General features: G+C 61.2%; 21 protein-coding genes. 14 read left to right on the forward strand and 7 right to left on the reverse strand.

Annotation, left to right across the window (positions count from 1 at the left end; translation table 11 throughout):
* Window positions 1–60: 60 nt before the first annotated feature.
* Window positions 61–912, reverse strand: a complete 852-nt coding sequence (gene asd, locus ASE88_RS17460; protein ID WP_056480319.1) for an archaetidylserine decarboxylase — start codon at window positions 910–912, stop codon at window positions 61–63.
* A gap of 155 nt (window positions 913–1,067) precedes the next feature.
* Here asd and ASE88_RS17465 point away from each other — a divergent pair, with 155 nt between their 5' ends.
* Window positions 1,068–1,385 (forward strand): HNH endonuclease, encoded by a 318-nt coding sequence (locus tag ASE88_RS17465; protein ID WP_055882407.1) that lies wholly within the window; start codon window positions 1,068–1,070, stop codon window positions 1,383–1,385.
* Window positions 1,386–1,630: 245 nt separating this feature from the next.
* On the opposite strand, the gene ASE88_RS17470 is transcribed toward ASE88_RS17465, so the two are convergent.
* Window positions 1,631–2,323, reverse strand: a complete 693-nt coding sequence (locus ASE88_RS17470) for a VIT family protein (protein WP_055881776.1) — start codon at window positions 2,321–2,323, stop codon at window positions 1,631–1,633.
* A 370-nt stretch (window positions 2,324–2,693) separates the two neighbouring features.
* Window positions 2,694–3,572 (reverse strand): glycosyltransferase family 2 protein, encoded by an 879-nt coding sequence (locus ASE88_RS17475; protein WP_162233430.1) that lies wholly within the window; start codon window positions 3,570–3,572, stop codon window positions 2,694–2,696.
* A gap of 192 nt (window positions 3,573–3,764) precedes the next feature.
* Here ASE88_RS17475 and ASE88_RS17480 point away from each other — a divergent pair, with 192 nt between their 5' ends.
* The 5 genes from ASE88_RS17480 (at window position 3,765) to ASE88_RS17500 (ending at window position 10,421) form a co-directional block, all read left to right on the forward strand.
* A complete protein-coding gene (locus tag ASE88_RS17480) occupies window positions 3,765–4,898 on the forward strand; it encodes a glycosyltransferase family 4 protein (protein ID WP_056480323.1) in 1,134 nt (377 codons plus the stop codon).
* A 156-nt stretch (window positions 4,899–5,054) separates the two neighbouring features.
* Window positions 5,055–6,194, forward strand: coding sequence for an NAD-dependent epimerase/dehydratase family protein (locus tag ASE88_RS17485; RefSeq protein WP_055881786.1), 1,140 nt, complete (start codon window positions 5,055–5,057; stop codon window positions 6,192–6,194).
* Window positions 6,195–6,327: 133 nt separating this feature from the next.
* Window positions 6,328–7,419 carry an acyltransferase family protein gene (locus ASE88_RS17490; protein ID WP_162233431.1) on the forward strand — a complete coding sequence of 364 codons (1,092 nt, stop codon included), beginning with the start codon at window positions 6,328–6,330 and terminating at the stop codon, window positions 7,417–7,419.
* A gap of 27 nt (window positions 7,420–7,446) precedes the next feature.
* Window positions 7,447–8,760, forward strand: coding sequence for a hypothetical protein (locus ASE88_RS19145; RefSeq protein WP_055881791.1), 1,314 nt, complete (start codon window positions 7,447–7,449; stop codon window positions 8,758–8,760).
* Window positions 8,679–10,421 carry a glycosyl hydrolase family 28-related protein gene (locus ASE88_RS17500; RefSeq protein ID WP_162233432.1) on the forward strand — a complete coding sequence of 581 codons (1,743 nt, stop codon included), beginning with the start codon at window positions 8,679–8,681 and terminating at the stop codon, window positions 10,419–10,421. The genes ASE88_RS19145 and ASE88_RS17500 overlap by 82 nt, the downstream gene beginning before the upstream one ends.
* On the opposite strand, the gene wzx is transcribed toward ASE88_RS17500, so the two are convergent.
* Window positions 10,411–11,940 (reverse strand): O-unit flippase-like protein, encoded by a 1,530-nt coding sequence (wzx, locus tag ASE88_RS17505; protein ID WP_156357082.1) that lies wholly within the window; start codon window positions 11,938–11,940, stop codon window positions 10,411–10,413. The genes ASE88_RS17500 and wzx overlap by 11 nt on opposite strands.
* Window positions 11,941–12,125: 185 nt before the next feature.
* Here wzx and ASE88_RS17510 point away from each other — a divergent pair, with 185 nt between their 5' ends.
* Complete coding sequence (locus ASE88_RS17510) at window positions 12,126–12,959, forward strand: hypothetical protein (RefSeq protein WP_156357083.1); 834 nt, start codon at window positions 12,126–12,128, stop codon at window positions 12,957–12,959.
* 55 nt (window positions 12,960–13,014) lie between these two features.
* On the opposite strand, the gene ASE88_RS17515 is transcribed toward ASE88_RS17510, so the two are convergent.
* Genes ASE88_RS17515 through ASE88_RS17525 form a run of 3 tightly spaced genes read right to left on the reverse strand, consistent with a single transcriptional unit; the run spans window position 13,015 to window position 17,177 of the window.
* Complete coding sequence (locus tag ASE88_RS17515) at window positions 13,015–14,220, reverse strand: hypothetical protein (RefSeq protein WP_156357084.1); 1,206 nt, start codon at window positions 14,218–14,220, stop codon at window positions 13,015–13,017.
* Window positions 14,221–14,236: 16 nt separating this feature from the next.
* Window positions 14,237–16,447 (reverse strand): GumC family protein, encoded by a 2,211-nt coding sequence (locus ASE88_RS17520; protein ID WP_056480338.1) that lies wholly within the window; start codon window positions 16,445–16,447, stop codon window positions 14,237–14,239.
* 25 nt (window positions 16,448–16,472) lie between these two features.
* A complete protein-coding gene (locus ASE88_RS17525) occupies window positions 16,473–17,177 on the reverse strand; it encodes a polysaccharide biosynthesis/export family protein (RefSeq protein ID WP_235525918.1) in 705 nt (234 codons plus the stop codon).
* A gap of 403 nt (window positions 17,178–17,580) precedes the next feature.
* Here ASE88_RS17525 and ASE88_RS19665 point away from each other — a divergent pair, with 403 nt between their 5' ends.
* From ASE88_RS19665 to ASE88_RS19670, 7 genes are all read left to right on the forward strand, one after another.
* The gene (locus ASE88_RS19665; protein ID WP_055881815.1) at window positions 17,581–18,891 is read left to right on the forward strand and encodes an exopolysaccharide biosynthesis polyprenyl glycosylphosphotransferase; all 1,311 of its coding nucleotides are present in this window, start codon (window positions 17,581–17,583) and stop codon (window positions 18,889–18,891) included.
* A 185-nt stretch (window positions 18,892–19,076) separates the two neighbouring features.
* The gene (locus tag ASE88_RS17535; protein ID WP_056480341.1) at window positions 19,077–20,405 is read left to right on the forward strand and encodes an O-antigen ligase family protein; all 1,329 of its coding nucleotides are present in this window, start codon (window positions 19,077–19,079) and stop codon (window positions 20,403–20,405) included.
* Window positions 20,398–20,970, forward strand: a complete 573-nt coding sequence (gene rfbC, locus ASE88_RS17540; RefSeq protein WP_055881821.1) for a dTDP-4-dehydrorhamnose 3,5-epimerase — start codon at window positions 20,398–20,400, stop codon at window positions 20,968–20,970. Before ASE88_RS17535 ends, rfbC begins: the two co-directional genes overlap by 8 nt.
* 11 nt (window positions 20,971–20,981) lie before the next feature.
* A complete protein-coding gene (rfbB, locus tag ASE88_RS17545; RefSeq protein ID WP_055881824.1) occupies window positions 20,982–22,037 on the forward strand; it encodes a dTDP-glucose 4,6-dehydratase in 1,056 nt (351 codons plus the stop codon).
* Entirely contained in the window at window positions 22,034–22,945 is a 912-nt protein-coding gene (gene rfbD / locus ASE88_RS17550; RefSeq protein ID WP_235527996.1) for a dTDP-4-dehydrorhamnose reductase, read from the forward strand. The genes rfbB and rfbD overlap by 4 nt, the downstream gene beginning before the upstream one ends.
* A complete protein-coding gene (gene rfbA / locus ASE88_RS17555; protein WP_056480345.1) occupies window positions 22,942–23,811 on the forward strand; it encodes a glucose-1-phosphate thymidylyltransferase RfbA in 870 nt (289 codons plus the stop codon). The genes rfbD and rfbA overlap by 4 nt, the downstream gene beginning before the upstream one ends.
* A 1,107-nt stretch (window positions 23,812–24,918) precedes the next feature.
* Window positions 24,919–25,014: FAD-dependent monooxygenase (locus ASE88_RS19670; protein WP_235528004.1), on the forward strand; the 96-nt coding region annotated here is incomplete at its 3' end.

Below are 25,014 nucleotides of genomic sequence, written 5' to 3' on the forward strand. Positions count from 1 at the left end.
CCGCGCACGCATACGCTTGCCGCCATGCTCCGGCCCGATCGGGCGTTTAGGTCCCGGCGATCAAACCGGACGATCGCCCATGCGTTCGCCGAGCCGCACCGGCCGCGCCGGCCCCCAGTTTTCGTCAAACGCGATCGCGCCCTGCCGGAACAGCATCACGATCGTCGAGCCAAGCAGGAAGCGCCCCATTTCTTCGCCCTGTTTGAGCACGACGTTATGATCGGCATAGTGCCATTCCCTCAGCGTGCCGGTACGTTTCGCATTCACGACGCCGTGCCATGCGGTCGCGATGCTGCCGACGATGGTCGCGCCGATGAGCACCATGACGAATGTGCCGTGCTCCGCACTCTCGAAGACGCACACAAGGCGTTCGTTGCGCGCGAACAGATTGGGCACTCCGCGCGCCGTGACGGGGTTCACCGAGAACAGGCTGCCGGGAATGTAGCGCATCCCCGTCAACCGGCCGGCGCACGGCATATGGAGACGGTGATAGTCCCGCGGCGACAGATAAAGATTTGCGAAACTGCCATGACGGAACTCCGCGGCCAGTGTGCCGTCACCGCCGATCAGTTCGGTGGTGGTGAACCGGTGCCCCTTGGCCTGCACGATATGATGGTCGTCGATCGCACCGACCTGACTGATCGCGCCATCCACCGGACAAATGAAATCGGCATCCGCCAGCGGCCGAGCGCCCGGCCGCAGCGGCCGCGAGAAGAAGTCGTTGAAGCTGGCGTAGCTGGCGATGTCCGGATTGTCGGCTTCGCTCATATCGACGCCGTAGCGCACGACGAACCAGCGGATCAGCCGGGTGGTCATCGCACCGCCCCGCGCCCGCGCGATACGACCCGCCAGACGGGTCAGCCGCTGTTTCGGCAGGGCATATTGCAGCAGGACGGTAAAGCGATCGGACATTGAGGATCCTTGAAGATCGGCCAGCGGATGGACGGCGCGATTGTTCCCCGTCATGCGCGTCGCATCAAGCCCATCCCGGAGCGTCCCGCACCGACACGACTCGAAAATGCCCGCGGAATGCGCATATGGTGCGCATGGGCGGTCGCGTGAAACGGATAGCTGGGCTGGCGGCGGCTGCCGCAAGAGCGGCACCAGAGCAGGACGATCCGTGCTGCGCCTTATGCGGGCGGCGTCTTGGGCAACGCGTAGAGCGACATCATAGTGTTCCCAAGAGCGAGGGCGGCACGACGACCGTGCCGGTACATCCGATCTGCCATCGCACCATCCATGCCTTTGTCGCGAACCACGCGTTGGCTTCGTCCTATGCGACGATGGACCAGCTGCGCGAACGCGAGGATATCCGGCAATATCTTCGCTGGATCGCTGGCAAGCCGCCCGACTTTCGCGCGCCTACACGGCGGCGCAAGGCGTGACGAAACGCACCGGCACGCGGTCCGTCCGCAACGGCCACCACATGCTGACCATAGCATCCTTGTCGATGCCATCCCGCGCCTGTTCAAGCCGTTGACGTGGCCTAGTGCGGTTGCAGAGCGCGATGACGATGCCGCAGATCGCCGAGGCCGACGGTACGCGATGGGAAGACTAAGCGCGCGCACGGCGGATCGTCTGGGCTTGTGTCGCATTCTCCGAGCTATGCTGCGCCCGGGTACGGCCATACTCATACCGCAGTGCCGACGAGGTGGCCGATCCCGGCGGTCGCCGCCATCGCCGCCGCCCCCCAGAGCAACACGCGGACGGCAGGGCGAAACGGACGCGCGCCTCCAACCCTCGCGCCGACGATCCCGAGGATGGCAAGACAGACCAGCGTCGCGCCGATCACGACAGCCAACCGCTGCGGCGCCGGCGCCAGTGCGGCGACCAGGAGCGGGACAACCGCACCGGCAACGAAGCTGACCGCCGATGCGAACGCGGCCTGTACCGGGCGCGCGAGGACGATCTCGGAGATGCCGAGCTCGTCGCGGGCATGCGCCCCGAGTGCATCATGCGCCATCAACTGCCCGGCAACCTGACGCGCCAGTGTCGCGTCGAGACCGCGCGCCACATAGATCTGCGCGAGTTCGTCATGCTCGTGCGCCCAATCGCTCGCGAGTTCGGCATGCTCGCGCGTCAGGTCGGCGGCCTCGCTGTCCGCCTGCGAACTCACCGAGACATATTCGCCCGCCGCCATCGACATCGCGCCGGCGACCATCGCCGCCGAACCCGCGACCAGCACCGTACCGGTACTCGCCCCCGAAGCCGCAACGCCGGCGATCAGGCTGGCGGTCGAGACGATGCCGTCGTTTGCACCGAGCACAGCCGCGCGCAACCAGCCGGTGCGCGAAACCAGATGCCGTTCATCATGCTTGCTCATGGCTGTTTCCTGATGGTTTTGTCGGGTGTGACGAGGGTAACGCCCCGTTTGCGGACAATCAGATGGTTTTGCGCCACCGGTCGATCGGCGGACAGGGTCAGCCATGGATCGACCGCATGCTGGCTTTCATCGGAACGTGGAGGCGAAGCCGGATCCACCGACTTTCAGTCGGCCTATCGTCAATTCACCCATCGCCCAAGCGTCGGCTAAATTCGCGTTTCAAGGCGCGGTAAACCGAAACATTATCGTACAAAGCGACTCCTCAACCAGATCGATCACGACAACCTGGCTGATCCTGAGCATCATGCCCAATGCAGCGTTTGTACTTCATCATGCGCCTCATTCGGCAACGCAATTCTTCACGTTTTCGTCAACCATGCAAGCCCGAGACAATTCCTCGATACCAGCTTTTAAGACCCCGAATCTTCATCCTTCCCCGAATTACGTTCAATACCGCTTTGGCAAGGGAAACACATATCACCAGTGCGGTAATGACCTTACCGAAGTGATCGCGCACGAAGATCATGTGACCACGTGTAAAGTGATAAATCGAGAAAGCGCTGAATGACCCGCCGGTCGAAACCGAAACCTTGTGCCGGCACTCCAATCGCGTATCAACAACAATTCGCTGACCGGCCGCCGCCATCTTCATACAAAGCTCGGCGTCTTCCCAATACACAAAGTGGCGCTCGTCAAAGCCATTCATCGCCTCGAATGAATCGATGTTGAATGTGATGCAGCACCCCGATGCGAATTTGGTGTCTTCGATCGCTTTCATCGGCACTTCACGGCGCAGGCGACCGATGTGGTCGTGAAACGGTATGATGCCCCGTGCCAACCTAAAAGAACCAGTCACAAACCATATCCGGTCGGGCTGCGAATAATATGTGATGAGCGGCACGAGGGCGTCCGCCTTTTGCTCCTCCAACGAGACAACCATCGCATGCATGAGGCTGTCATTAAACTCGGTATCGTTGTTGATGAAGGTAATATGGGTGGCACCGTGACTGCGCGCGAAAGCTAGCCCCTGATTGCAGCCTTTCGCAAATCCAACATTCTCATCATTCAGAATGACGTGCGTGTTGGGTCGGTCAAGCTGACGCAAATAATCCGCCGTTCCATCGGTCGAGGCGTTATCCACGATGAGCAGGATGAAATCGCGATTGCGTTGCGCTTCGATGGAGTCCAGAAATGGCTCGAGAATGTCGTCGTTGAGCGCGTTGAAGGTGACGGTAACGATAACGTTCATGGGCAGCCTTTCCATGGCACCTTCTGTGCCGCTGCGCTCCCGTAGCGGAGAAGCCAGTGCAAAAGGAAGCACCGGGCTAGCGCCGCCTCGCTGGCGCCCCGCCGCCCCGATCCGACGGTCTATCGCTCATGGATAAAAAGGTGCCGCGACCGCCCTCGCCATGACTTGCTTTTCGCGATACCTCGCCAATCGATGACATTGCCAATCGAAATTCCCCTTTATGCGATACGCCATGGCCAAATCGGCGGGACCGAATTCGCGATCTACAACCTGATACGCGGCCTAGCCGCGGCCGACGTGCCGCTGGTGCTGAATTACGGTCGTGACGCTGATCTTTCGCCCGATTTCCTGGACTGGACGAGAGGCGTCCCTGGTATATCGATGCGTCGAGGCGGCGGACTGCCCGGACCGAAAAGCATGCGTTTCATCGAAGAAGCGCTGTTCCAGAACCGGCGTCGTGGCGACAAGTGGGCGATCTTTCCCAATTATTTCTGCCCGCCCGCGCTCGTCGGCCGCCGGGGCAGGAACTGCGTGATCCTGCACGATATCCAGTATAAGCGTTATCCTGAATATCATTCGCCGAAGCGGCGCGCCTGGCTTGATTTCTATCTGCCGCGGATGCTCCGTTCGGCCGATGCGATCATCCTGATCTCCCAATCCGAGCTCTCGCTCGTGCGCGAATATTTCGGGGAGGCGATCGCGGCCCGCTGCGACGTCGTACCCAACGCGATCGATTTCGTGCGCTTGCAGGGCGGCACCGGCAAGCCGAGCGCCGAGACCCGCCAAATGGTCGGGAAGCGGTACATATTATCGGTATGCCATCAGTTCCCCCACAAAAACGTGCCCACGCTGCTCGCCGCCTTTGCCAACGTGGCGCAGCGGGATCCGTCGCTGCAGCTCTACCTTGTGGGATCGTCCTCGGCGGCCAATCGGGATTTTGTCCGGGCAGCATCGACGCCGGCAATTATCGACCGGGTCCATCTGACCGGTTTCGTCAGCGATGCCGATCTGGGGCTGTTGTATGCGCATGCCCAACTATTCGTTCTGCCCTCGCTGTACGAGGGGTTCGGCATGCCGGCCGTGGAGGCGCTGGGTCTGGGCATACCGACCCTAGTGAGCAACGCGTATGCCTTGCCTGAAGTCACATTGGGGCACGCGGGGGTGATCGATCAGCCTCGCGACCCGGCAGTATGGGCGGATGCCATCGAAGCAGCGCTCGCATCCGGCAATCGCCCATCTTCCGCCGCGATCGCCGAGATCCGCGCTACCTATGAGCCCGCTACGGTCGCGCGCAAACTGGTAAAGGTGCTCTCCGCTCGCGGGTAAAGCGTGCTTTATCCATTACCGTCGGACACCCGTGGTACGCCATGGCTATGGCCGTATCCCCCCGCGTTGGCTAAGGACGGCGCGGATTGCCGATCGTCCGCGGCCAGCGCCTGGTCGATAGCCGTTGACTTGGTTACAAGTGGAGTCGAATATATCATGAACGTGCTCATCACCGGCGGCGCCGGGTTCATCGGTTCGCGCCTTGCGCACAAGCTGCACCAGGGCAATGCCACGGTCACCGTCATCGACAATTTGAGCGAGCAGATTCACGGGGCCGGACGCGCGTTTCCCGACGGGCTGGAAGACGTCGCCCGTTGCATCATCGGCGATGTGCGCGACCGTGACGCAATGCGCGCCGCGATCGCTGGACAAGAGGTGATCGTCCACCTTGCCGCCGAGACCGGCACGGGCCAGTCGATGTACCAGGTCGAGCATTATGCCGACGTCAATTTGCAAGGCACCGCCGTCCTTCTTGATCTGCTCGTCAACGAACGCCCGCCCGCGTTGCGCAAGCTCGTCGTGGCCTCCTCGCGCGCGATCTATGGCGAGGGCCAGTATCATTGCGCGGAGCATGGCAGCATTTACCCAGATGCACGCACGGTCGAGGCGATGGACGCGGGCCGCTTCGATCCCGTCTGCCCAACCTGTGGCAACGCCGTAACGGTAGAGCCCACCGCGGAAGCAACCCCCTATGGCCCTTCGTCCTTCTATGGCCTGACAAAGCAGGTCCAGGAGCAGATGGTGCTGATGTTCGCCGCGACGCTGGGCGTCGATGGCTTCGCCATGCGGTATCAGAATGTCTATGGGCCGGGACAGAGCCTGAACAATCCATATACCGGCATCCTTGCGGTATTCTCGAACCTGGTGCGCCAGGGCAAGGGCCTCAATATCTTCGAGGATGGCGAGGAAAGCCGCGACTTCGTCTTCGTCGACGACGTGATCGACGCCACCGCCGCCGTTTGCGCTCCCGATGTGCATGGAGTGATGTCACTCAACGTCGGCGCGGGTGTGCGGACCAGCGTGCTGGACGTTGCGCGCACGGTGATCGACTATTACGGCGCGGACGTCCCTGTCGCGGTGACCGGTGCCTACCGCCTGGGCGATATCCGCCACAACGTCGCCGACATTTCACGCATCCAGGCCCTGACCGGCTTTACCCCGAAATGGGCGTTTGCCGACGGTCTCAAGGCATTTCTGGACTGGGCCGGCGGGCATGAGGCAGCCGACTCGGGATTCGACAAGTCGCTGAAGGAATTGAGTGACCGCCAGCTTCTGCGCACGGGCAAGGTGGCCTAAAGCGTTGCCGCGCTGGTACAATCAAGGGCTTTTGCCTATGCTGTGCCAGCGCCGAACTTGTGCGACCGCGCAAACCTGCGTTCGCTGACGGGACTCTGCTTCTTTCATGACCAAAACGATATTTGAGTCCGATGTGCCGACCTCCACATCGGTAGATGCCCCGCAGCATGCGCCGCAACCGGTCCAAAGCCGGCTCCGCGTAAACAATTTCGACGGCCTGCGGCTGATCTTCGCGGCGATGGTGGTGGTTTTCCATGTGGCGCTGCTTTCGCAGGCACCGCAGTTGGACTGGCTGTACCGCTACGTATCGTCGGGCTTCGCGGTTCAGGCGTTCTTCGTCGTCAGCGGCTTCCTCGTGACGATGAGCTTCGATAATACCACGTCCTTGGTGAGCTATGCCAAGAAGCGTATCTTCCGGATCGCACCGGCGTACATCGTCGTCATCCTCGTCGCGGCTTTTGCCCTCGTCGCGATATCGACGCTGTCGCCGGGGCAGTATTTTGCCGATCCCCGCTGGCGATCGTACGTTGCATCAAATTTGATGCTGTCGAACTTCCGTCAGCCCACCTTGCCCGGCGTCTTCACCAACAACTTCGAGCCCGCGGTCAACGGGTCGCTGTGGACCATCAAGCTCGAGGTGATGTTCTACTGCCTGGTGCCCTTCATCGTCTGGGCCAGCCGGCGGTTTGGTTACAAGCCGGTCGTTGCGGCATTGTTCGTGTTCTCGATCCTGTGGCACGGCGCCTTCGCCTATTATGCCGATGCGCATAACTCCGATCTTGCCGCACGCTTTGCAAAGCAGCTGCCCGGCCAGCTCGCCTTCTTCGCCGGCGGAACATTTGCGTATTACAGAACGCGCGATGGCCTCCCTCCACCTGCTGCGTGGATGGTCGTGTGTGCCGTCGCCGGCTATGCGCTGACGCAGGGCATGGTCTTTTTGGTCCTGGCGCCCATCTGCGTGACGTTAATCGTCTACTGGGCATCGATCCGGGTGCCGCAGCTGTGGAGCGCAAAGCGCTCGGGCGACCTGTCCTATGGACTATATCTCTATCATTTCCCGATCGTGCAGGTCCTGATTGCACTTGGCGCGTTCAAGGCGGCCCCGATCGCAAGTCTCTTCGCCGTGTGCGGACTTGCGTTTGCCGCCGCGTTGGTTTCGTGGCACGTGATCGAAAAGAACGCGCTCCGGTTCGCGCACTCGCGCACGACCGCACCGCGTGTATGAGTAGGCGTGCATGAGTAGGTTTCGAACGTGCTGAATTTGATCGCAGTGCTTGCGCTGTCGGCGCAGCTCCTTGCACCCTATCTCGTGTGGCGCAGCCGCTGGAACATTCCGACGCATATCTCGGCGGGGTTCTGCGTTACCGCCTATGCCATCCCCGGTCTCTTCACCGACGTATGGGATGGCGTTCCCGCCTCGACGGTGGACTTTTTCATCCAGGTGAATGTTCTAGGCGCCGCCGCCTTGTGCGTAGGCGTCCTGTTCGGCAGTTTCCTTGCCAAGCAGCGCGGGCTTCACATGCTTGCACAAGGACCGCGCTTGTCGCTCAATGCCTCGCCGATGGTGCGGCGTGTCATCATCGTGGCCGCGCCGTGCGTGATTGGCATGTGCGTGGCCTATGCGATCATGGGCTTTATCCCGATGTTCGCGGCCGATCCGTTTTCGGCAAAGCAGTTCAAAGGCGCCTACCGCGATCCCTATTATCGCGCCGCCTATCTGTTCCGTTTCTGCTTCTCGGTCCTGCAGGCATCGATCCCGCTGTTGCTGACGATTGGCTGGTATCGACGGTCGCCTTTCCTGATCGCGCTGGCCACCGCCAGCTTCGTCGTCCTGCTCATATCCCTCGCCCGCGGCGCCACCGCCACCGGCGTCATATTCTTCCTCGGAATTCTGGCGGCGCAGAACCGTGGCTGGCTCAAATGGTACATCGTCCTCGTCATCGTCATTTTCCCGTTCGGCAGCGTCTTTTACTACGTCCTTGGCCAGATCCTGGAGGTGCAGGCGCTTCGTAGCGGTTACGTCGGCGAGGATTTCTCGCAATTCATCGCGGCAGGCGCGCCTGACATCATGGACCAGCTCAACTGGCTCCACGGCTTCGTGCAAGGCGAGTATTTCTCGATGGGCCGCACGGTGTTCGGCGGCCTCGTTCCCAGCAACTACGCCTGGAACCCGCAGGTCTGGACACTGACGTACAACGATGTCGGCGGGGATATCTCCGAACTCGTCACTGGTGGCCTGCGCCTGACGACGGCGGAATGGGGATATGCCAATTTCGGCTGGCTCGGCGTGATCCTGATACCCCTGCTCTCCGGCATGGCGAATGGTGCCATTCTGGAGAAGCTCAAGGCGTTGCTGCCACGACTGAGCGTGTTGCAGGCCGCCGTCGCGCTCATGATCTATACCACGCTCGGGCAATTCATCGTGCAATGGTACACGCTCAGCATCCATGCGCTGCCTGCGATCGCTGCCGCGCTTTATTTCTGGTGGGCGTTCAAGCCGATCAAGCAGGCCGAGGTGCCCACCGACCGACTTTCATCACGAATGTCCGGAACGCACCCCGTTTGACGTCGCCGCCACCAATTCGAGTAGGAACGATGACAGACACCCCCGATACCGAACCCCTGTGCGTGGAAGCCCGGCCCGGCCTGACACGTCGCGCCAGCTGCGGGCTGCTCCTGACTCTGCCCCTGTCGGGAGCCGCTGCACAGACGCCACCACAGGTACGGCCGACACCCGGAGCAGCGGGCATGTTCACGGCGAAGGCCGAGGGTGCGCACACGCGCAGCTTTGCCGAAAAACTCGACGATTATGCGCTGTCGGTGATGGACTTTATGTCGCCCGAGCAGATTTCGGATGCTCGGCAGCGGCTGGGCAGGATCGATTGCACCGCGGCGTTCAATGCCGCCTTCGATGCGGCGCAGCGCAGCGGACGCACCGTGTACGTGCCGGACGGCGTCTATCTGGTCGGAAACCTCCGCTTCGGTTCACAGAGCACGTCAGCCGGTTCGCTATCGCCGCTGGGCCTGCTGGGGCAAAGCAAGCTCGGCACGATATTGCGCGCACGCGCCGGCCTGACCGGCACGGTTCTCCAATCCTGGTCCATCACCGGCGTAACCTTTTCGGATTTCACGATCGAAACCGCCGGAACGGCGGCGATGGCCTGGGATTGCCGTTGGAAAGCGGGCGACGGACCGTCGACCCAAAATGTCATACGCCATATCATCGTTACCGGTGGCACAGCACCGGTTCACGTCAACTGGGACAATCTGAACGATACCTATCCGACCGAGGTCACGGTACGCGTTGATGATCGCCAGGCGGCGTCATGCGGGATCTCGATGGTCCAGGGCGGCGGGCTCAGCCTGCTCCGCGGATGCATCTGGTCGGGATGTTTTTTGCGCTTCGGCTCGCAGAACGGCAAGATCGACGGCTGCTGGGGTCACGGCATCGAATTTGCCAAGGGCTGCACCAACCATGTCGAGATCAGCGCGGGTTATTTCTATGGCAACCCGACACACAAGAGCGTGTTCTGGTCGCAAAGCTACAGTTCGTTCAACTCGGTGCGCGCCCTGGTCTGCACCGCAACCCAGTTCGTCACCGAGAACACGCCGACGGCCGCCTATTTCGATCTCAACGCATACAGCATCCTCAAATTCACCGCCTGCCAGTGGCTCGGGCCAACGCCTGCCCTGATCGGCGCACGCGCACGCACCGACAGCTATGCGACTGTTCTCGTGCGGATCGAAGGTGGTACCCACACCGGCAAGCTTACGCTTGGCGATCGCCCCGGATTCGAGATCGAATGCGACGCATTCATGAACGACGCCACCGGACGAATGGTGACCAAGGCGCGGGGCGGGAGCTTTGTGCCCGAGGTGCGCGGCAATGGCCGAACCCCGGGCACCTATGCGCGGGGCGGCAAGACCTTCGGCCGGTATCGTCGTCAGGGCAACATCGTCCATTTCCGCCTTCGCATCGAATGGTCGGGGCACAGTGCGGCGGGGAACAACGCCAGCCTCTATATCCTAGGCTTGCCGCTCGAGTTTGATGCCGATGGCGTGGAAACGGTGACGCTCGAATATTCCGGCAGCAGCTTTGCGGGCCGCAATGTCCGCGCAAATTTCGCAAACGGCGCAATAGCCTTTCTGACCGCCGATGGAGGCCCCGTAGCGCTGCCGCGCGACGGCGATCTGATCCTGTCCGGGAACTACAGCGTCACAGCTTGATACGGGGCGAGTCGTTTAGAAGCGGCTCGTCTCGGGGCGGCGCCAGGTCCTTCCAGACCATCAATGGCCATTTCCAGTTGTTGTACGCAGCTTGGGTCAGCCCTTGAGCGGCGATCACGCCTATCACGCCAAGACCCAGCCAGCAGCTCGTGGTCGCCAATATCGCCACCACCACGCCGGATACCAGCGATGGTATCACGAACGGAACCTTGTTCGCGGTCGTGATGATAAACGCGTGCACCGAATGGTTACCCTCCAGCACCATCGTGACGGCCAGCAGGATCATGGTCGCCGATGGCAGCGGTGGCACGCTGCTCTTGAGAAATACCAGCAGATATGGCGCCAGTACAATCACCGCGATCGAGCCGGAAACGGCAATAACGAAGAAGCCGACCACGCCGCGCAGGGCAAGCTGGCGTAAGCGCGTGCGGTCGCGCGCGACGCGGGCTTCGACGATCCGGGCGAGCGAGATCTGCGCCGGCAACTGGGCGACGGTCGTTACGGCCATCAGCATCTGGAGGCTGATCGAAAACGAGCCGGCAGCCTTCAGGCCATAAAAGGACGACACGACAAAGACGCTCAACCGGGTAACAAGGAAGGCCCCGATGCCGACGAGGCCGAGACGGGAGGCGTTAGGGGCGATTTCGCGCAGCAGCGCACGCGAGCGTTCCGCGTCGCGCGTACCGCTTTTCAGCGGCAGTCCCTTGAGGAACATTGCCCCACCGATGCGGGCAATGATCTGCGCCAGCAGAAACGCCGCCGACAGTCCGATCAATCCGCCCCCCGCGAGCAGTGCGCCGATCCCGAGCGCGGCGGACCCTCCGCGCGCGAGCACCAGAAAGCTGTAGTTTTGCGCGATCCGCCCCGATCCGAGCAGCAGCGCTGGAATCCAGAGAAAATAGACGCCAAGCGCCGTGGCCGTCGAGAAAATGGTCCAAGCCATCAATACGGGCGTCGTTGCAAGTCCGCCCGCTCGCGCGAGCGGCAAGACGTAGAATGCCCCCGCCGCCGCCAGGAGCAGGAACAGGCCCGTCGCCAGGCCGGCATATAGCCGCCGTGCGGTCACGATCAGGTTGGCAAGCAGCGGTAGATTGGGCGCGTGTGAGCCCACGTTCCCCTCGGTCGGGTCGTCGAAACTCGATCCCCCGGACCAGACAAGCGACACGTATCGGGCGATAGTCGGCTGAAAACCGAAATCAGCGACCGCTGACAACCCTTGCGCGGCGATGAAGATATACCAAAGCCCGACCTCCTGTGCGCTCAGCATGCGTACGACAAGCGGCAGCAGCAGCAGGCCCGAGCCATATTGCAGGGCCTGTGCGACCGCCGCGATCGCTAGCCCGCGACGCGCAATGACGGCTCGAAGCAGCTGTCTCATCGCAGGTGCTCGCAACGGTGATCCGACACGCAGGGTCGGCATTCGAATGAGGGCAATGGTTCCGCCTGTGGTCTGGGCGCGCGATGGCAGGGCGCCGGTCGCCTTGCCCGCTTGCCACCGGTTAGTCAAAGTCACGATCACGACGCCGCCCCTTCCAGAAGCCTTGTATTCCGGGCTAGGAGAGCCCGATGGACACGTTGCTTATCTCGACAAACTTTTTCGGCTATCCGCAGGAAATCGTTAAGGCACTCGCCGCGCGCGGCCGTTCGGCGCTCTGGTATGACGATCGCCCCGCGTCAGACACACTTACCAAGGCTCTGGTCCGATTGTCGCCCCGCGTCATCCAGCGCCGCAGCGACGAATATTTTGCCAAGATCTTCGCCGATGCGGCACGTCACGACATCCGCGACATTCTGGTCATAAAGGGTGAAGCGCTATCGGTTTCCATGGTCCGCCGGATGCGCGCGCTTTTTCCGAAAGCCAGGCTCACATTGTATTTCTGGGATAGTTACCGGAACATGCCGAAGGGGTCGGCCGACAAGGTGGACCTGTTCGATCGCGCCTTCAGTTTCGACCTGGAAGACGTCAAGACCGATCCCCGGCTGAAATACCGCCCGTTATTCTACATCGAGCAATATGCCGATGTCGGCGCCGTCGAGCAGGATATCGATCTCCTGTTTCTGGGGACCGCGCACAGCGACCGGGTTACGGTCCTCGACAAAATCGCGCGAGCCATGCCACCCGGCTATGATTTCCGAAAGATCCTGTTCGCGCGCAGCCAGATGCTGCACAGAATTCAGAATGTCGTGAGCGCGCCATATCGCCGAACCGACGAACGCGATTTTATTTTCAGCCCTATTCCAAAGCACGAAGTGCAGAAGCTCATCGGCCGTGCCAAGATCGTTCTCGACATCGAGCGCGACGTTCAGACCGGTTTCACGATGCGGACGATTGAGATGCTCGGCGCGTCACGCAAGCTTATCACGACCAATCCTTCGATCGCGAAGGCCGACTTCTATCATCCCCAGAACCAGTCCTATGTCGACCGTGATCGGCCGGTGATCGACCCGTTGTTCTTGGACTCGCCTTGGCTGCCTCAGGATCCTGCGCTTCTCAGGAGCTACAGCTTGTCAGGATGGCTGGACGACATGCTCGGGTAACGCACGCTCGTCCTGCTCCCGGACCTTGCTCCCGGCCTTTGCTCCCGGCTCGGGCTCAGCGCGTGGCGGTGAGGTTGTCGAGCCACATATTGGTATCTACCGCCGGGGCAGTCACGATCGTCACCCACTGCAGTGCGCAGTCGGTTGCGGGCACATCGAACGCAAACCGGAAGCTGCGCCCATTCGGTCCAGCGGACGGTAGCGAGAACCGCGACAGCGGCTTTCCCGTCTCGCAAGTGACGTTGATCGTCGGCCGTGCGGTCTGGTCGGTCGACACATCGCCGGCGCGACCCTGCATGATGTAACGGCCGGCGGCGAGACCGATCAGCTGCTGGGCCACCCCCCCGGACGCGCCCGAGCTCGTCTCGATCCGCAGGCCCATGCCGCCATCGGGAACCGTATCGCGAAATGCGCGGATGCTGTCCTCGTCGCGCATCCACCACGCAAACGGAACCAGGCCGTCCGCTGTTTCGAAATCACCCTCACGTATCGACCGGGTCGATCCGGGCACGCGTTCCAAACGGTTCGCGGCACGCAGCGCGCCGCGGCCGTCCTTGAGCGCAACCATTCTCCGAAGGATCGCCTGCGCGAGTCCCCGTTCATCGGGGTTGCGAATATCGGTGCGCGTCGCCGCGAGTGCGAGCGCCATCGCGGTCGGATCTGCCCCGCTCGTCCCAAGTTGCTGCAGATAGTCCTTCCACCACAGCGGGCGCTTTGCCAGCAACGGCAGGAGTTCCTTGCGAATGGCTGGATCGGACGATGCCTGGGCCAATACCGGGAGAAGCGTCATCCGCGCTTCCGACGATACGAGCATAGCACGATTATAGTGCTTGATCGCTTCTGCGACATCGCCACGAGCAACGGCATCTTCGATCAGCCAAAACTGAGTGAGCACATTGCGGCGTGACACGGTTTCCGAAGCGCGAAAGAGCGCCCGCGCCCGGCGCGTATTATTCCGAAGTTCATCGAGCGCCGCCAGAGTGCCGAGTGCCTGCGTGTTCACGGGTTCGCGCAACGCTGCGTCGCGCAAACTCGCGCGAACAGGGTCGATGTCCGTTACAGGCTGCTGGGCGGCGGTCGTCAGCAGCTCACGGCCCCGGGTCACCTTGGCCGTGACGCCGACCGGCCACCACGACGCGGACGGCGCGGGTTGCAATCGCGCGATCGTCAGGTTGAGGGTAACGCCAATCGACACCCAGAGGGCGACCGCGCCGCCCACCAGGATGACGACGCCCCGAAGAACACCAAGCCCTCTCGACACGACGAGCGCCCCCTCCTTACCGCTTCGCTTTCGTCGCGCTTTCGCCATAGCCATAGCCATAGCCATAATCGTAGCCGTAGCCGCTGAACGCGCGCTTGGAATTGAACTTCGTCACGATCGCACCGAAGATCGTCGTGTCGGCGCCACGCAGACGCGAGATTGCCGTCCGTGCGCTCGACTTGTTCGTCCCATGGGCCTCGATGACAAAACAGACGCCTTCGACCTGGCTGGCGATCAGCGGTGAGTCGGCAAATCCCATGACGGGTGGCGCGTCGATCACGATATGATCGAATGTCTCGAGCAACGCTACGACCATATCCTTGAAACGTCCGCCCGACAGCAACTCGGCCGCGCTGGGCGGCGTAGGACCGGCGGCGATAACCGAAAGATTGGCGATACTGGTCTGCTGCACGGTATCCTGGATCGAAGCCGCGTTCGTCAGGAGACTGCTGAGGCCGGGTGTCGCTTCGAGATCCAACATATAATGGACGCTTGGCGAGCGCATGTCGGCATCGATCAGCAACACGCGACGGCCTTGCACCGCCAGCGTCTTCGCCAGGCCGAAGGATGTCAGCGACTTGCCCTCGTTGGGACGGGAACTGGTGATGACGAGCGAGCGCGGGAATCCGTTCATCGTTGCCAGTGCGAGCGAAGTCTGCACCGAGAAATACGCCTCGCTCAGTGGCGACTTCACATCCAGCAGCGCTGCCAGCGGTTCCTCGCTGACCTGCGGCACAACGCCGATCAGCGGGACGCGCAACAGTTCTGCCACTTCGGCCGGGTCGGAGAGCGAGTCCTCAAGCTGCTCGAGCGCAAAGGCCAGCGACGCACCGACGATCAGCCCACCGATCAACGCGAATGCGAGGTTGAGCAACAATTTGGGGCTGGACGGCTTATCCGGCAGATCGCCCGCATCGACGACGGCAATATTGTTTGCGCCGACACCGCCTGCCACGCCGATTTCCTTATAACGCTGCAACAACGCGTCATACAGTTGGCGATTGGTATCAACGTCCCGCATTAGGATGTTATATTGCGTGCTGCGCCGACGGAGATCGAACAGGCTCGATTTCAGGCCGTCGACCTTGCTCGCAAGCGCCGTCTCGCGCTCCTGAGCTGCGTTATAGGTTTCCTGCAGCGTGGATCGGACACGACCTTCTTCACGCCCGATGGATTGATCGAGCGTCGTTATCTGCGCACGCAGCGCTTGCGCAGGTGGGTAAGCCGGATCGAACTTCTGGATCATTTCGGCATATTCCGACGACAAGTCGGCCCGCTTGGCACGCATCTGCGAGATACCGCTGTTCGACAGCGCCTCCTGAACGTCACCGCCCTTGGCACCTAGCCGGCTTTGCGCTTCGATCCGTTCGCCCGTGGCGGTTGCCAGTTCCTTGTTGAGCGCGACCAGATTTTCGGCGACCAGCGAGCGCTCAGGCGCCGCACCCGACCCCGGGGTCGAGGCGACTTCGCTCGGCAAGTTAACGATATCCTGGCGAGCCGCGTAATCGACTAGCTGCCGTTCGGCCTGATCGATACGAATGCGCAACTGGCTCAGCCGGTCTTCAAGAAACTTACGCGCATACGCAGTAGCGGCATATCGGCGGTCGAGCGTCGCCTGAACGAAATGTGCAGCCCACGAATCCACGATCTTTTTCGAAAAACCGACTTCCGGACTTGTGAAGCTGATCGTAGCAAGCCTGGACTGCCGCTGGATGAGTATCTTGATGTGGTCGAGCAAGATCTCGCTTGCCTCGCGAACCCGCTCATCGCGCGTGGACGCACGCGGAACGAGCTTCCCGTTGTCGAACCAGTTCTTCGCCTTGCTCGATTTGAACATCGTGAAAAATGCCGCGCTGTCTTGCAGGCGACTATCGGTCACTACACTTCCCGCAAGCGCGACGGACCGCAACAGCCCGGCCTGCGTCTCGTAAAATTCGGAATCGACGGCGGACGGTGAACGCGAATCCACCCCGTCTACATTGGTGAAATTCCGCGTTTCTCTCTGGATTTCAACAACGGAAACAGATGTATATTGCGGCGTCATCAATAGCGTTATGACGATACCAAGCAGTAGCGCGCCGACCACGGATCCGATGATCAGCCACTTCCGCTTCTTGAGGATCGCAAGAAGGTGACTGAGCGAGAAGTTCGACTTTCCGCCGCCTCCGACGTCAATCAGTGGCCCATCAAGGTCGCGCATCGCATCCGGAGTGCGTTCGTACTGCATAGCTTTTGTCTAACTCTGATACGATTTACTGAGTGACCAAATAGATCAACGGCGCGGAAAGCAGCGGCGCAGCAGCTATAACATCGCGGAATAGGCGTCGAGCCGGATCATCACCGACATAGATCACGTCGTTGGAGAAGATCTCGGGATCCTCATATATGCCCTGACGGATCGCGCGCAGATCGTACAGCGCAGCATATCGCTTGCTATTCACATTGCGGAATACGACCACATAGTTTTCACGCGCAAATTCCGAGGTGCCGGACGCACGCGCGATCGCGCGCATCAGCGACATCCGACCCAATAGCGGGTAGATTCCCGGCGTGGTAACGGACCCGTCGACGGTAATGACCTGGCTTGCAGCAGTGACGATGTTCACCGTTACCTGTGGCTTACGCACATAGGCCCGACGCAGACGCGATACCAAGTCAGCCGTGAGTTCGTCTGCCGTCATTCCAGACACCTTCAGCGAGCCTACAAGCGGCAGCGCAATCTGGCCCGTCAGGTCGACCGTTACGTTCTTGCTAAGTTCGTCGATGCCAAAAACGTCGATCGACAACTGATCTGATGGGCCAATGACGTAAGGCCGGGACGGGATCACCAGGTCCTGACGAACCGGCTCCGGAAGCGGCTTGTTGTCAAAGACGGTGAGATCCGGCCGACCTTCAAAACGAGGTGAGGCACAGGAGGAAGCTGTCAGCGCAACAATCAGCACGCCGAAGGAAAACACTCTACTATTCATTGAGACCTTGCCAGCTGCAGGCCCTGTTGGGCTCTGGGGGATTAGCTCCGCCGCACCCAAGTTGCAACCCTCGCCGGGCCGATCAGGCACAGGGCCGCACGTCCAAACCCGGCCGCTTTCGTCATTGCGCTCGAGCTCGGAGCACTCTGGTTTTGCTATCGCCTAAACCTGAACGGCGGAGTATGCAGAGTCGCAATTACGCGCTGGCTGCGCCGCTACATCAGATCGGCTTGATTTTTATTTTGCCGAGAGCGGCCAGCGTACCATGAAACAATTTGTATGCGTGAGCCACATGCCGAGCAGCCAGCCCCCCCGAACCTCATTCGATTCTCCACCGCCAACCTACGAGAAGCAGCGCTTTCAGTCCGGAGCGACAAAGCATGGCATCCGAGTGAGACTGCTCACCTTTCTCGCGTTGCTCGACCTGCTTATGATCAGTGCCGGACCAATAGCCATTGCGTGGCTGTATCTGGGCAGCATCGATCACGAACGCTTGCTGAGATTTCTTCCGCTGCTTATCCCGATCTATTATCTCAGCGCGATCAGGCAGCGGGCGTATCGTCTGGCGGTCGTGATCAGCGCATCGCGCAGTACGCGACGCGCGGGCCTATCCCTGCTCACCGCCGTCCTGATCGTGATAAGCGTTACGTTCATCATCAAGTCCTCCGATGCGCTATCCCGGGCGATCGCGATCGGCGGCACGCTGACAAGCTGTGCGCTTCTTATTGTCGGACGCACCGCGTTTGCAAAATACGCCTTCGCGGCGCTCGATGGCAGCCCTGAAAGCGAAATCGTCCTGATCGATGACTTCGCTCCGTTGGAAGGATGCACAGCCTTTAAGATCGACGTCAACGCGATCAATATCCGCCCCGATATCAACAATCCTGCCATGCTCGATCATCTCGGCCGGATCATTCACGAGACGGACCGCGTCATCGTCGCCTGCCAACCGGACCGGCGCGCCGCATGGTCGCTTGCCCTGAAGGGCGCAGGCGTCAATGTAGAGGTTCTGACGCCTGAACTCGATGCGATTGGTGCGATCAGCACGACACGCTACTATGGCGTCGCAACCACCCTCATCGCGACAGGACAACTCAACGCCGTAGATCGTGCGACCAAGCGGTTGTTTGATCTGGCGATTGCAGTACCAGCCCTTATCGTTTTGGCGCCCCTACTCTGCGTTATTGCGATCCTGATCAAACTCGACTCTCCTGGCTCCGCACTTTTCGTTCAGCCGCGTATCGGGAAAGGCAACAGGCTGTTTCGCATGTTCAAGTTTCGTAGCATGCGGACCGATCGACTTGATCACAGCGCCAGCAAGCTCACGACGCGCAACGACGCTCGCGTAACGCGCATTGGGCGGTTTATCCGTAAAACGAGCCTGGATGAACTCCCGCAACTTTTTAATGTGGTGCGCGGCGATATGAGCATCGTAGGGCCACGGCCGCACGCCACGGGCGCTTTGGCTGGCAAGGCCTTGTACTGGGAAGTCGCATCCGAGTATTGGAGCCGGCATGCCGTAAAACCGGGACTTACCGGCCTTGCGCAGGTTCGTGGGTTTCGCGGCAACACTGAAACCGGCGATGACCTGATCAACCGCCTTCAGGCAGACTTGGCCTACTTAGAAGCCTGGTCTATCTGGCGCGATTTTATGCTGGTCATTCAGACATTTGGCGTTTTGACTCATCGCAACGCGTTTTGATTATCGTTGGCGAATACACTTTGGGTGCCTAAGGAGCCCGGAGTTCCGCCACGCTGCGAATGCATTACCGCTTTTACACATCGAAGAGACGGGATCGACACGTGCCTCCAAGTCATGCTCGCTCGCACAGACGGCATCGCACCGGGTTTAACCTCGGCGCGCTGGGCCGCCCCTCCGTAGCGGTCGTGGCGTTTGCCGTCTTGGCCGTCGTGGTGGCATTTCTGGGCGGGTCTTCGCGCCCCGACATCAACTCGCTGCTCATTTTGCGGCCAGTATGTGTGTTGTGCATCGTCGCCATGCTGCTGAAGAGCCGGGTCGAATGGAATAGCGTCAAACCGCTCCCTCTCCTGCTGGCGCTGTTTGCCGCGACGATAGCCCTCCAGCTCATCCCGCTACCGCCATCGCTCTGGTATGGCCTGCGAGGTCGCGAAAGCTATGATACCGTGGCTAAGTTGCTGGGCGGAACCGACCTTTGGCACCCCCTTGCCCTATCGCCCGACCGTGCGTGGAATAGTTTGGTGTCGCTCCTTGTCCCGCTCGGTGTCATGATCGGTTTCGGCACGCTCACCGACCGTCAACGCCGCCTTTTGCTTTTGCCGGTATTGGGCATCGTCGCCGTCAGCATGGTGCTAGGCGTGATGCAGGTTGCTGGCGGCGAGACGTCGCCGCTCTACTGGTACAGGGTGAGCGGTCGGGGACAATTGATCGGCCTGCTTGCCAATCGCAATCATCAAGGCGCGTTGATGGCCATTGCGCTACCGCTGCTGCGTGCATGGACGCTATCTCCCACGTCGCGCAATCAGACGGCACGAGCGCGAAACATCATCGGCTTGGCGGTGGCGGCCGTCATTATCCTATTCGTTCTCGTCCTTGGGTCGCGCGCCGGTCTGGTCCTCGTGTTGCTAGGCCTGATCACGGCATTCCTTGTCGAGCCGTCGACGGGCGCAAGCCGATTGTCCGCCCGGCAACGCTGGTTGATGGCCGGGGGGCTGGTCATCGGCGTTTCCGTCTTGTTGGCAGTGGCACTAACGGCCGACCGCGCCGTTGCGATCGGTCGCTTCGTCGACAATGACTTGGGGACGGAAGGCCGTCTGGCCGCTCTGCCAACACTTCTTCACATTATCGCGCAGACGCTACCCTTTGGTACCGGCTTCGGGTCGTTTGTTGCGGTCTACGCCAGCTACGAACCGGATGCCCTGCTCAAGACGAGCTATTTCAACAACGCACATAACGATCTGATCGAACTGGCCATTACCGGCGGCGTACCCGCTTTGCTGGTTCTTGCCGGGTTCGTCGTCTGGTGGATCCGGGCCAGTTGGCAGAGCATCGTCATGCCTCCTCCTACCCCGTGGCGCGCCTTGCAGCGTGCTTCAGCATTCGCCATACTGATCCTGCTGCTTGCGAGCCTGACGGATTATCCGCTGCGAACGCCTTTGCTTGGAGCCGTTTTCACGATCCTGTGCTGCTGGCTCGCCCATATCCCCACTACCGGAACGCACCACGAAAATGACTGAAGCTCTTTCCCCCGTACAACTCATCCGCCCCAAGCGCTTCGGCGATGCCCGTGGATGGTTTACCGAAGTGTATTCGATACCGGCATTCGAAAAGCTCGGCATCACTTGCGCCTTTGTGCAAGATAACCATTCCTTGTCAGTGCCCGCGTTCACGCTGCGCGGCCTGCATTTCCAAACACCCGCTCGCGGTCAAGACAAGCTGGTGCGCTGCGTCCGCGGGCGTATCTTCGACGTGGCCGTCGATGTTCGCAAGGATTCGCCGACCTATGGCCAGTGGGTCGGCGCAGAACTTTCCGCCGACAACGGACACCAGCTGTTCATTCCGATCGGCTTCGCGCACGGCTTCGTCACGCTGGAGGAAAACTGTGAGGTGACGTACAAATGCTCGGATACCTATGCTCCCGACCACGATGGGGGTATACGCTGGGACAGCGCGGGAATTGATTGGCCAATCCCTATCGATATCAAACCTGAGCTGAGCGCGAAGGATGCAGTGCAGCCAGCCCTTGCCGACTTCGACAGCCCCTTTCCCTATGACGGCCGCCCGCTGGCGCCGCTCGCCTGAAGGACAGACCTATGCGTATCTTCGTCACCGGCGGGGCCGGTTTTATCGGCTCGGCTCTCGTCCGTCACCTGATCGAGAACACCGACCATGAGGTCCTCAACTTCGACAAGCTGACCTATGCCGGCACGCTGTCGACGGTCGAGCGCGTCGCGAGTTCGAACCGCTATCGCTTCGTCCAGGGCGACATCTGCGACGCCGACGCCGTCAAGGCCGCGATCGCCGAGTTCAAGCCCGAAATCGTCACGCATCTCGCAGCCGAAAGCCATGTCGACCGCTCGATCGACGGTCCGGGCGCGTTCGTCCAGACCAACGTCGTCGGCACCTTTACGATGCTGAGCGAAGCGCGAGCCTATTGGCTGGGCCTCGACGACGAGGCCAAGGCTGCGTTTCGCTTCCACCATATCTCGACCGACGAGGTCTATGGCTCGCTCGGCGATACCGGGCTGTTCACCGAGGAAACGCCATACGACCCGCGCTCGCCCTATTCGGCGTCGAAGGCGGGTTCGGATCATCTCGTCAGCGCCTGGGGCCACACCTATGGCCTGCCGGTGCTGATCACCAACTGCTCGAACAATTACGGGCCGTACCACTTCCCCGAAAAGCTGATCCCGCTGATGATCGTCAAGGCGCTCGCCGGTGCCGATCTGCCGGTCTACGGCAAGGGCGACCAGGTCCGCGACTGGCTGTTCGTCGAGGATCATGTCCGCGCACTGCACGCGGTGTTTGAGAAGGGCGAGCCCGGTCGGACCTATAATGTCGGCGGGAACAACGAGAAGCAGAATCTCGAGGTCGTGAACACCGTCTGCGCGATACTCGACCGCTTGCGGCCGCGCGCCGATGGCCAGTCCTATGCGACGCAGATTACCTATGTCGCCGACCGACCTGGTCACGATAAGCGCTACGCGATCGATGCAAGCCGCATCAAGGACGAGCTCGGTTGGGAGCCCGCTGAAACCTTCGAGACCGGCATCGAGAAGACGGTCGCCTGGTATCTCGACAACCAGGGATGGTGGGAAGCGATTGTCGCCGAACACAAGGCCGATCAGCGCCGCGGGCTTTCGGTATGAGCGACGTGAAACGGATCCTCGTTACCGGCGGTAACGGCCAGCTTGGAACCGAACTCAAGCGCTACGCATGGCCTGATGGCTGGGCGGTCGCCGCGATCGATATCGACGAGCTCGACCTGCGCGATACCGCGGCGATCGGCGCGATGGTCGCATCTGAGCCTTGGGCGGCCGTTATTTCGGCTGGCGCCTACACGGCCGTCGACAAGGCCGAGAGCGACATCGTCACCGCCTGGGCCGTCAATGCGATGGCGCCCGCCGCGTTTGCGGAGGCCTGCGCCAAGGCCGGTATCCCGATCGTCCAGGTTTCGACCGACTATGTCTTTGACGGCGCGCGCGACGGCGCGTGGGAGGTGACCGATCCGGTTGCCCCGCTCGGTGTCTACGGCGCGTCGAAGCTCGGCGGTGAACTCGCCGTGCAGACCTCGGGTGCGCGCCACGCGATCGTCCGCACTGCCTGGGTGGTCAGCGCGCACGGCAACAATTTCATCAAGACGATGCTACGCGTCGGCGCGACCAACCCGCGCTTGCGTGTCGTCGACGACCAGCACGGCAGTCCGACGTCGGCGACCGATCTCGCGGCGGCACTCGCGACGATCACGATGCGCCTCGTCGACGATCCTGCGGCCCCCACCGGCACCTATCATTTCAGCAACGCCGGCGCGGTGACCTGGGCCGGCTTTGCGCGTGAGATTTTTGCGCAAAGCGCGGCACGCGGCGGCGTCAGTGCCGAGGTGGAGGGTATTACCACCGCCGAATATCCGACCCCGGCGACGCGGCCCGCCAACTCGTTGCTCAGCCATGATGCGATCACCCGCGACTACGGCATCCATCCGCCCGCATGGCAGACCGCCCTCGGCAATATCCTCGACGACCTGCTCGGGGCACCCAACAAGGAGACACGCGCGTGAAGGGCATCATTCTGGCAGGCGGTTCGGGCACGCGCCTCCATCCGGCCACGCTGGCGGTCAACAAGCAGCTGTTGCCGGTCTACGACAAACCGATGATCTATTACCCGCTCTCGGTGCTGATGCTCGCCGGCATACGCGACATCCTGATTATCTCGAGCCCCGAATATATCGGCAATTACAAGAGCCTGTTCGGTGACGGTTTGGCGCTCGGTCTCACCATCGGCTATGCCGAGCAGCCCAAGCCAGAGGGTCTCGCCCAGGCCTTTACGATCGGCGCGGATTTCATCGGCGACGACAATGTCGCGCTGGTGCTCGGCGACAATATCTTCTTCGGCGCCCACCTGACCGATCTGCTGGCGAGCGCGGTCGAGCGCAAAAGCGGCGCGACCGTGTTCTCCTACCGCGTCGAGGATCCCGAGCGCTACGGCGTGGTCGAGTTTGGCGAAGGCGGTAAGGCGATCAGCCTCGAAGAAAAGCCCGCACGTCCCAAGTCGAACCACGCGGTCACGGGCCTGTATTTCTACGACAACCGCGTTGTCCAGCTCGCGCGCGACCTGAAGCCGTCACCACGCGGCGAACTCGAAATCACCGATCTCAATCGGCTCTACATGGACGCCGGCGACCTGTTCGTCGAACAGATGGGCCGTGGCTACGCCTGGCTCGATACCGGCACGCATGATAGTCTGCTTGAAGCCGGCGAATTTGTGCGGACGATCCAGCACCGGCAAGGCATCCAGGTCGCATGCCTAGAAGAGATCGCGTTTCACCAGGGCTTTATCAACGCCGACCAGGCAAGCCAGGCCGGTGAGCGGTTCAAGAAGACCGCGTATGGTCGTGCAATCCTCAACGCCGTCGCCGGGGAATAACCCGGCGACTACCCAATCTCAAACGTTACATTATACACTGTTTGCGTAGGCTGGGGCGTGCGCGAGATGTCCAGGCCACGTTGCACTTCGGCCTTACGTCGGTCGGTGAAGCTTAGGCACGTCGGTCCTAATTCGGGAAATATCCACCCATTGCCGTACGGCGCATAGGATGTCCGAAGATAGTTCACGAACGCGGTTTTGACGAAGGCCATATCCGACCGAGAGCGAAAGATCGCCGATATGATCAGCCCCGAGCCGCGCGGGCTCGTACTGGGGGATTTGCAGTACACGAATGCTGGCGGCGCCGGCGCCGCAGCAGCGGTGGCGCCCGTCCCTAGCATCAGAAGGGCGATTGCTCCCCGTATCCTCAACGGGGATTAGCCTGCGCTACGACACAACCATTAACGCTCTTGGACTCGTCCATGTCGCCCTCAGTCCCCATGACTGCGACTTGAGTTGGATACACATCGTCACGACTATTCGGTCCAACGCTGTAGCTCAGACCGGGATTGCGTACGGATGCGATCACAAACCGTCCGTCGACGGATTGCGCGGTGCTACCGATGGCCGTGGCAATACACGCTGCGACCGTTTGCTGGTCCGCCGTGGTATAGACGCCACTTGTTGCGCCTTGCGGCAACGTTCCAGGAGAGACCGAACCTTCGGCGCATCCTGCGACGCCGAGAGCCATTATCGAGAGGCAAATTGGACGAAACATTGCATTCTCCTTGCCGATCATACGGCGTGGGTCAATTGCCGATATAGCCGCTCGCTATACCAATGTGTGAACCCCACCTATCGCATTATGCGCCGGGACCGCTGTTTGATCCTGCGGTTTGATAGCGTGATCCCAACGTCAGGATGAAGGGATCCGTATGGATCGCTATGACATGGGAGCGGCACGACCACGCCTCTGATCCGCGAGGGCAATACATGGAGCATCGGCGTTTCGACCCGAACCACCCGTGAACCATCGGTGGCGTCGAGCGGATGAACCGCACGACGAACCAGGCCACCGTCATGCGCCTTCAGGACGGCACCAATGCAGTCGACACCTGTAAGTTAACCACGTCTTAGGCTCGCATACGCCATGGCATTTTGCAGCTTATGGAGAATGCGATGATCTCAGATCCGAGCGTGGACGTCGCGATCATCGGAGCCGGTCCTGCCGGTCTCACCGCCGCCTATCTGCTCGGCAAGGCG

This window comes from Sphingomonas sp. Leaf38, from assembly GCF_001421825.1.
In the GTDB taxonomy this organism is placed as follows: Bacteria; Pseudomonadota; Alphaproteobacteria; order Sphingomonadales; family Sphingomonadaceae; genus Sphingomonas.

Bases quoted from the DNA above. Each gene is read 5' to 3' on its own strand.
- asd (WP_056480319.1), bottom strand. From the start codon at position 912: ATGTCCGATCGCTTTACCGTCCTGCTGCAATATGCCCTGCCGAAACAG.
- ASE88_RS17520 (WP_056480338.1), bottom strand. From the start codon at position 16,447: ATGCAGTACGAACGCACTCCGGATGCGATGCGCGACCTTGATGGGCCA.
- rfbB (WP_055881824.1), top strand. From the start codon at position 20,982: ATGCGTATCTTCGTCACCGGCGGGGCCGGTTTTATCGGCTCGGCTCTC.
- ASE88_RS17485 (WP_055881786.1), top strand. From the start codon at position 5,055: ATGAACGTGCTCATCACCGGCGGCGCCGGGTTCATCGGTTCGCGCCTT.
- ASE88_RS17475 (WP_162233430.1), bottom strand. From the start codon at position 3,572: ATGAACGTTATCGTTACCGTCACCTTCAACGCGCTCAACGACGACATT.
- rfbC (WP_055881821.1), top strand. From the start codon at position 20,398: ATGACTGAAGCTCTTTCCCCCGTACAACTCATCCGCCCCAAGCGCTTC.
- rfbD (WP_235527996.1), top strand. From the start codon at position 22,034: ATGAGCGACGTGAAACGGATCCTCGTTACCGGCGGTAACGGCCAGCTT.
- ASE88_RS17470 (WP_055881776.1), bottom strand. From the start codon at position 2,323: ATGAGCAAGCATGATGAACGGCATCTGGTTTCGCGCACCGGCTGGTTG.
- ASE88_RS17480 (WP_056480323.1), top strand. From the start codon at position 3,765: ATGACATTGCCAATCGAAATTCCCCTTTATGCGATACGCCATGGCCAA.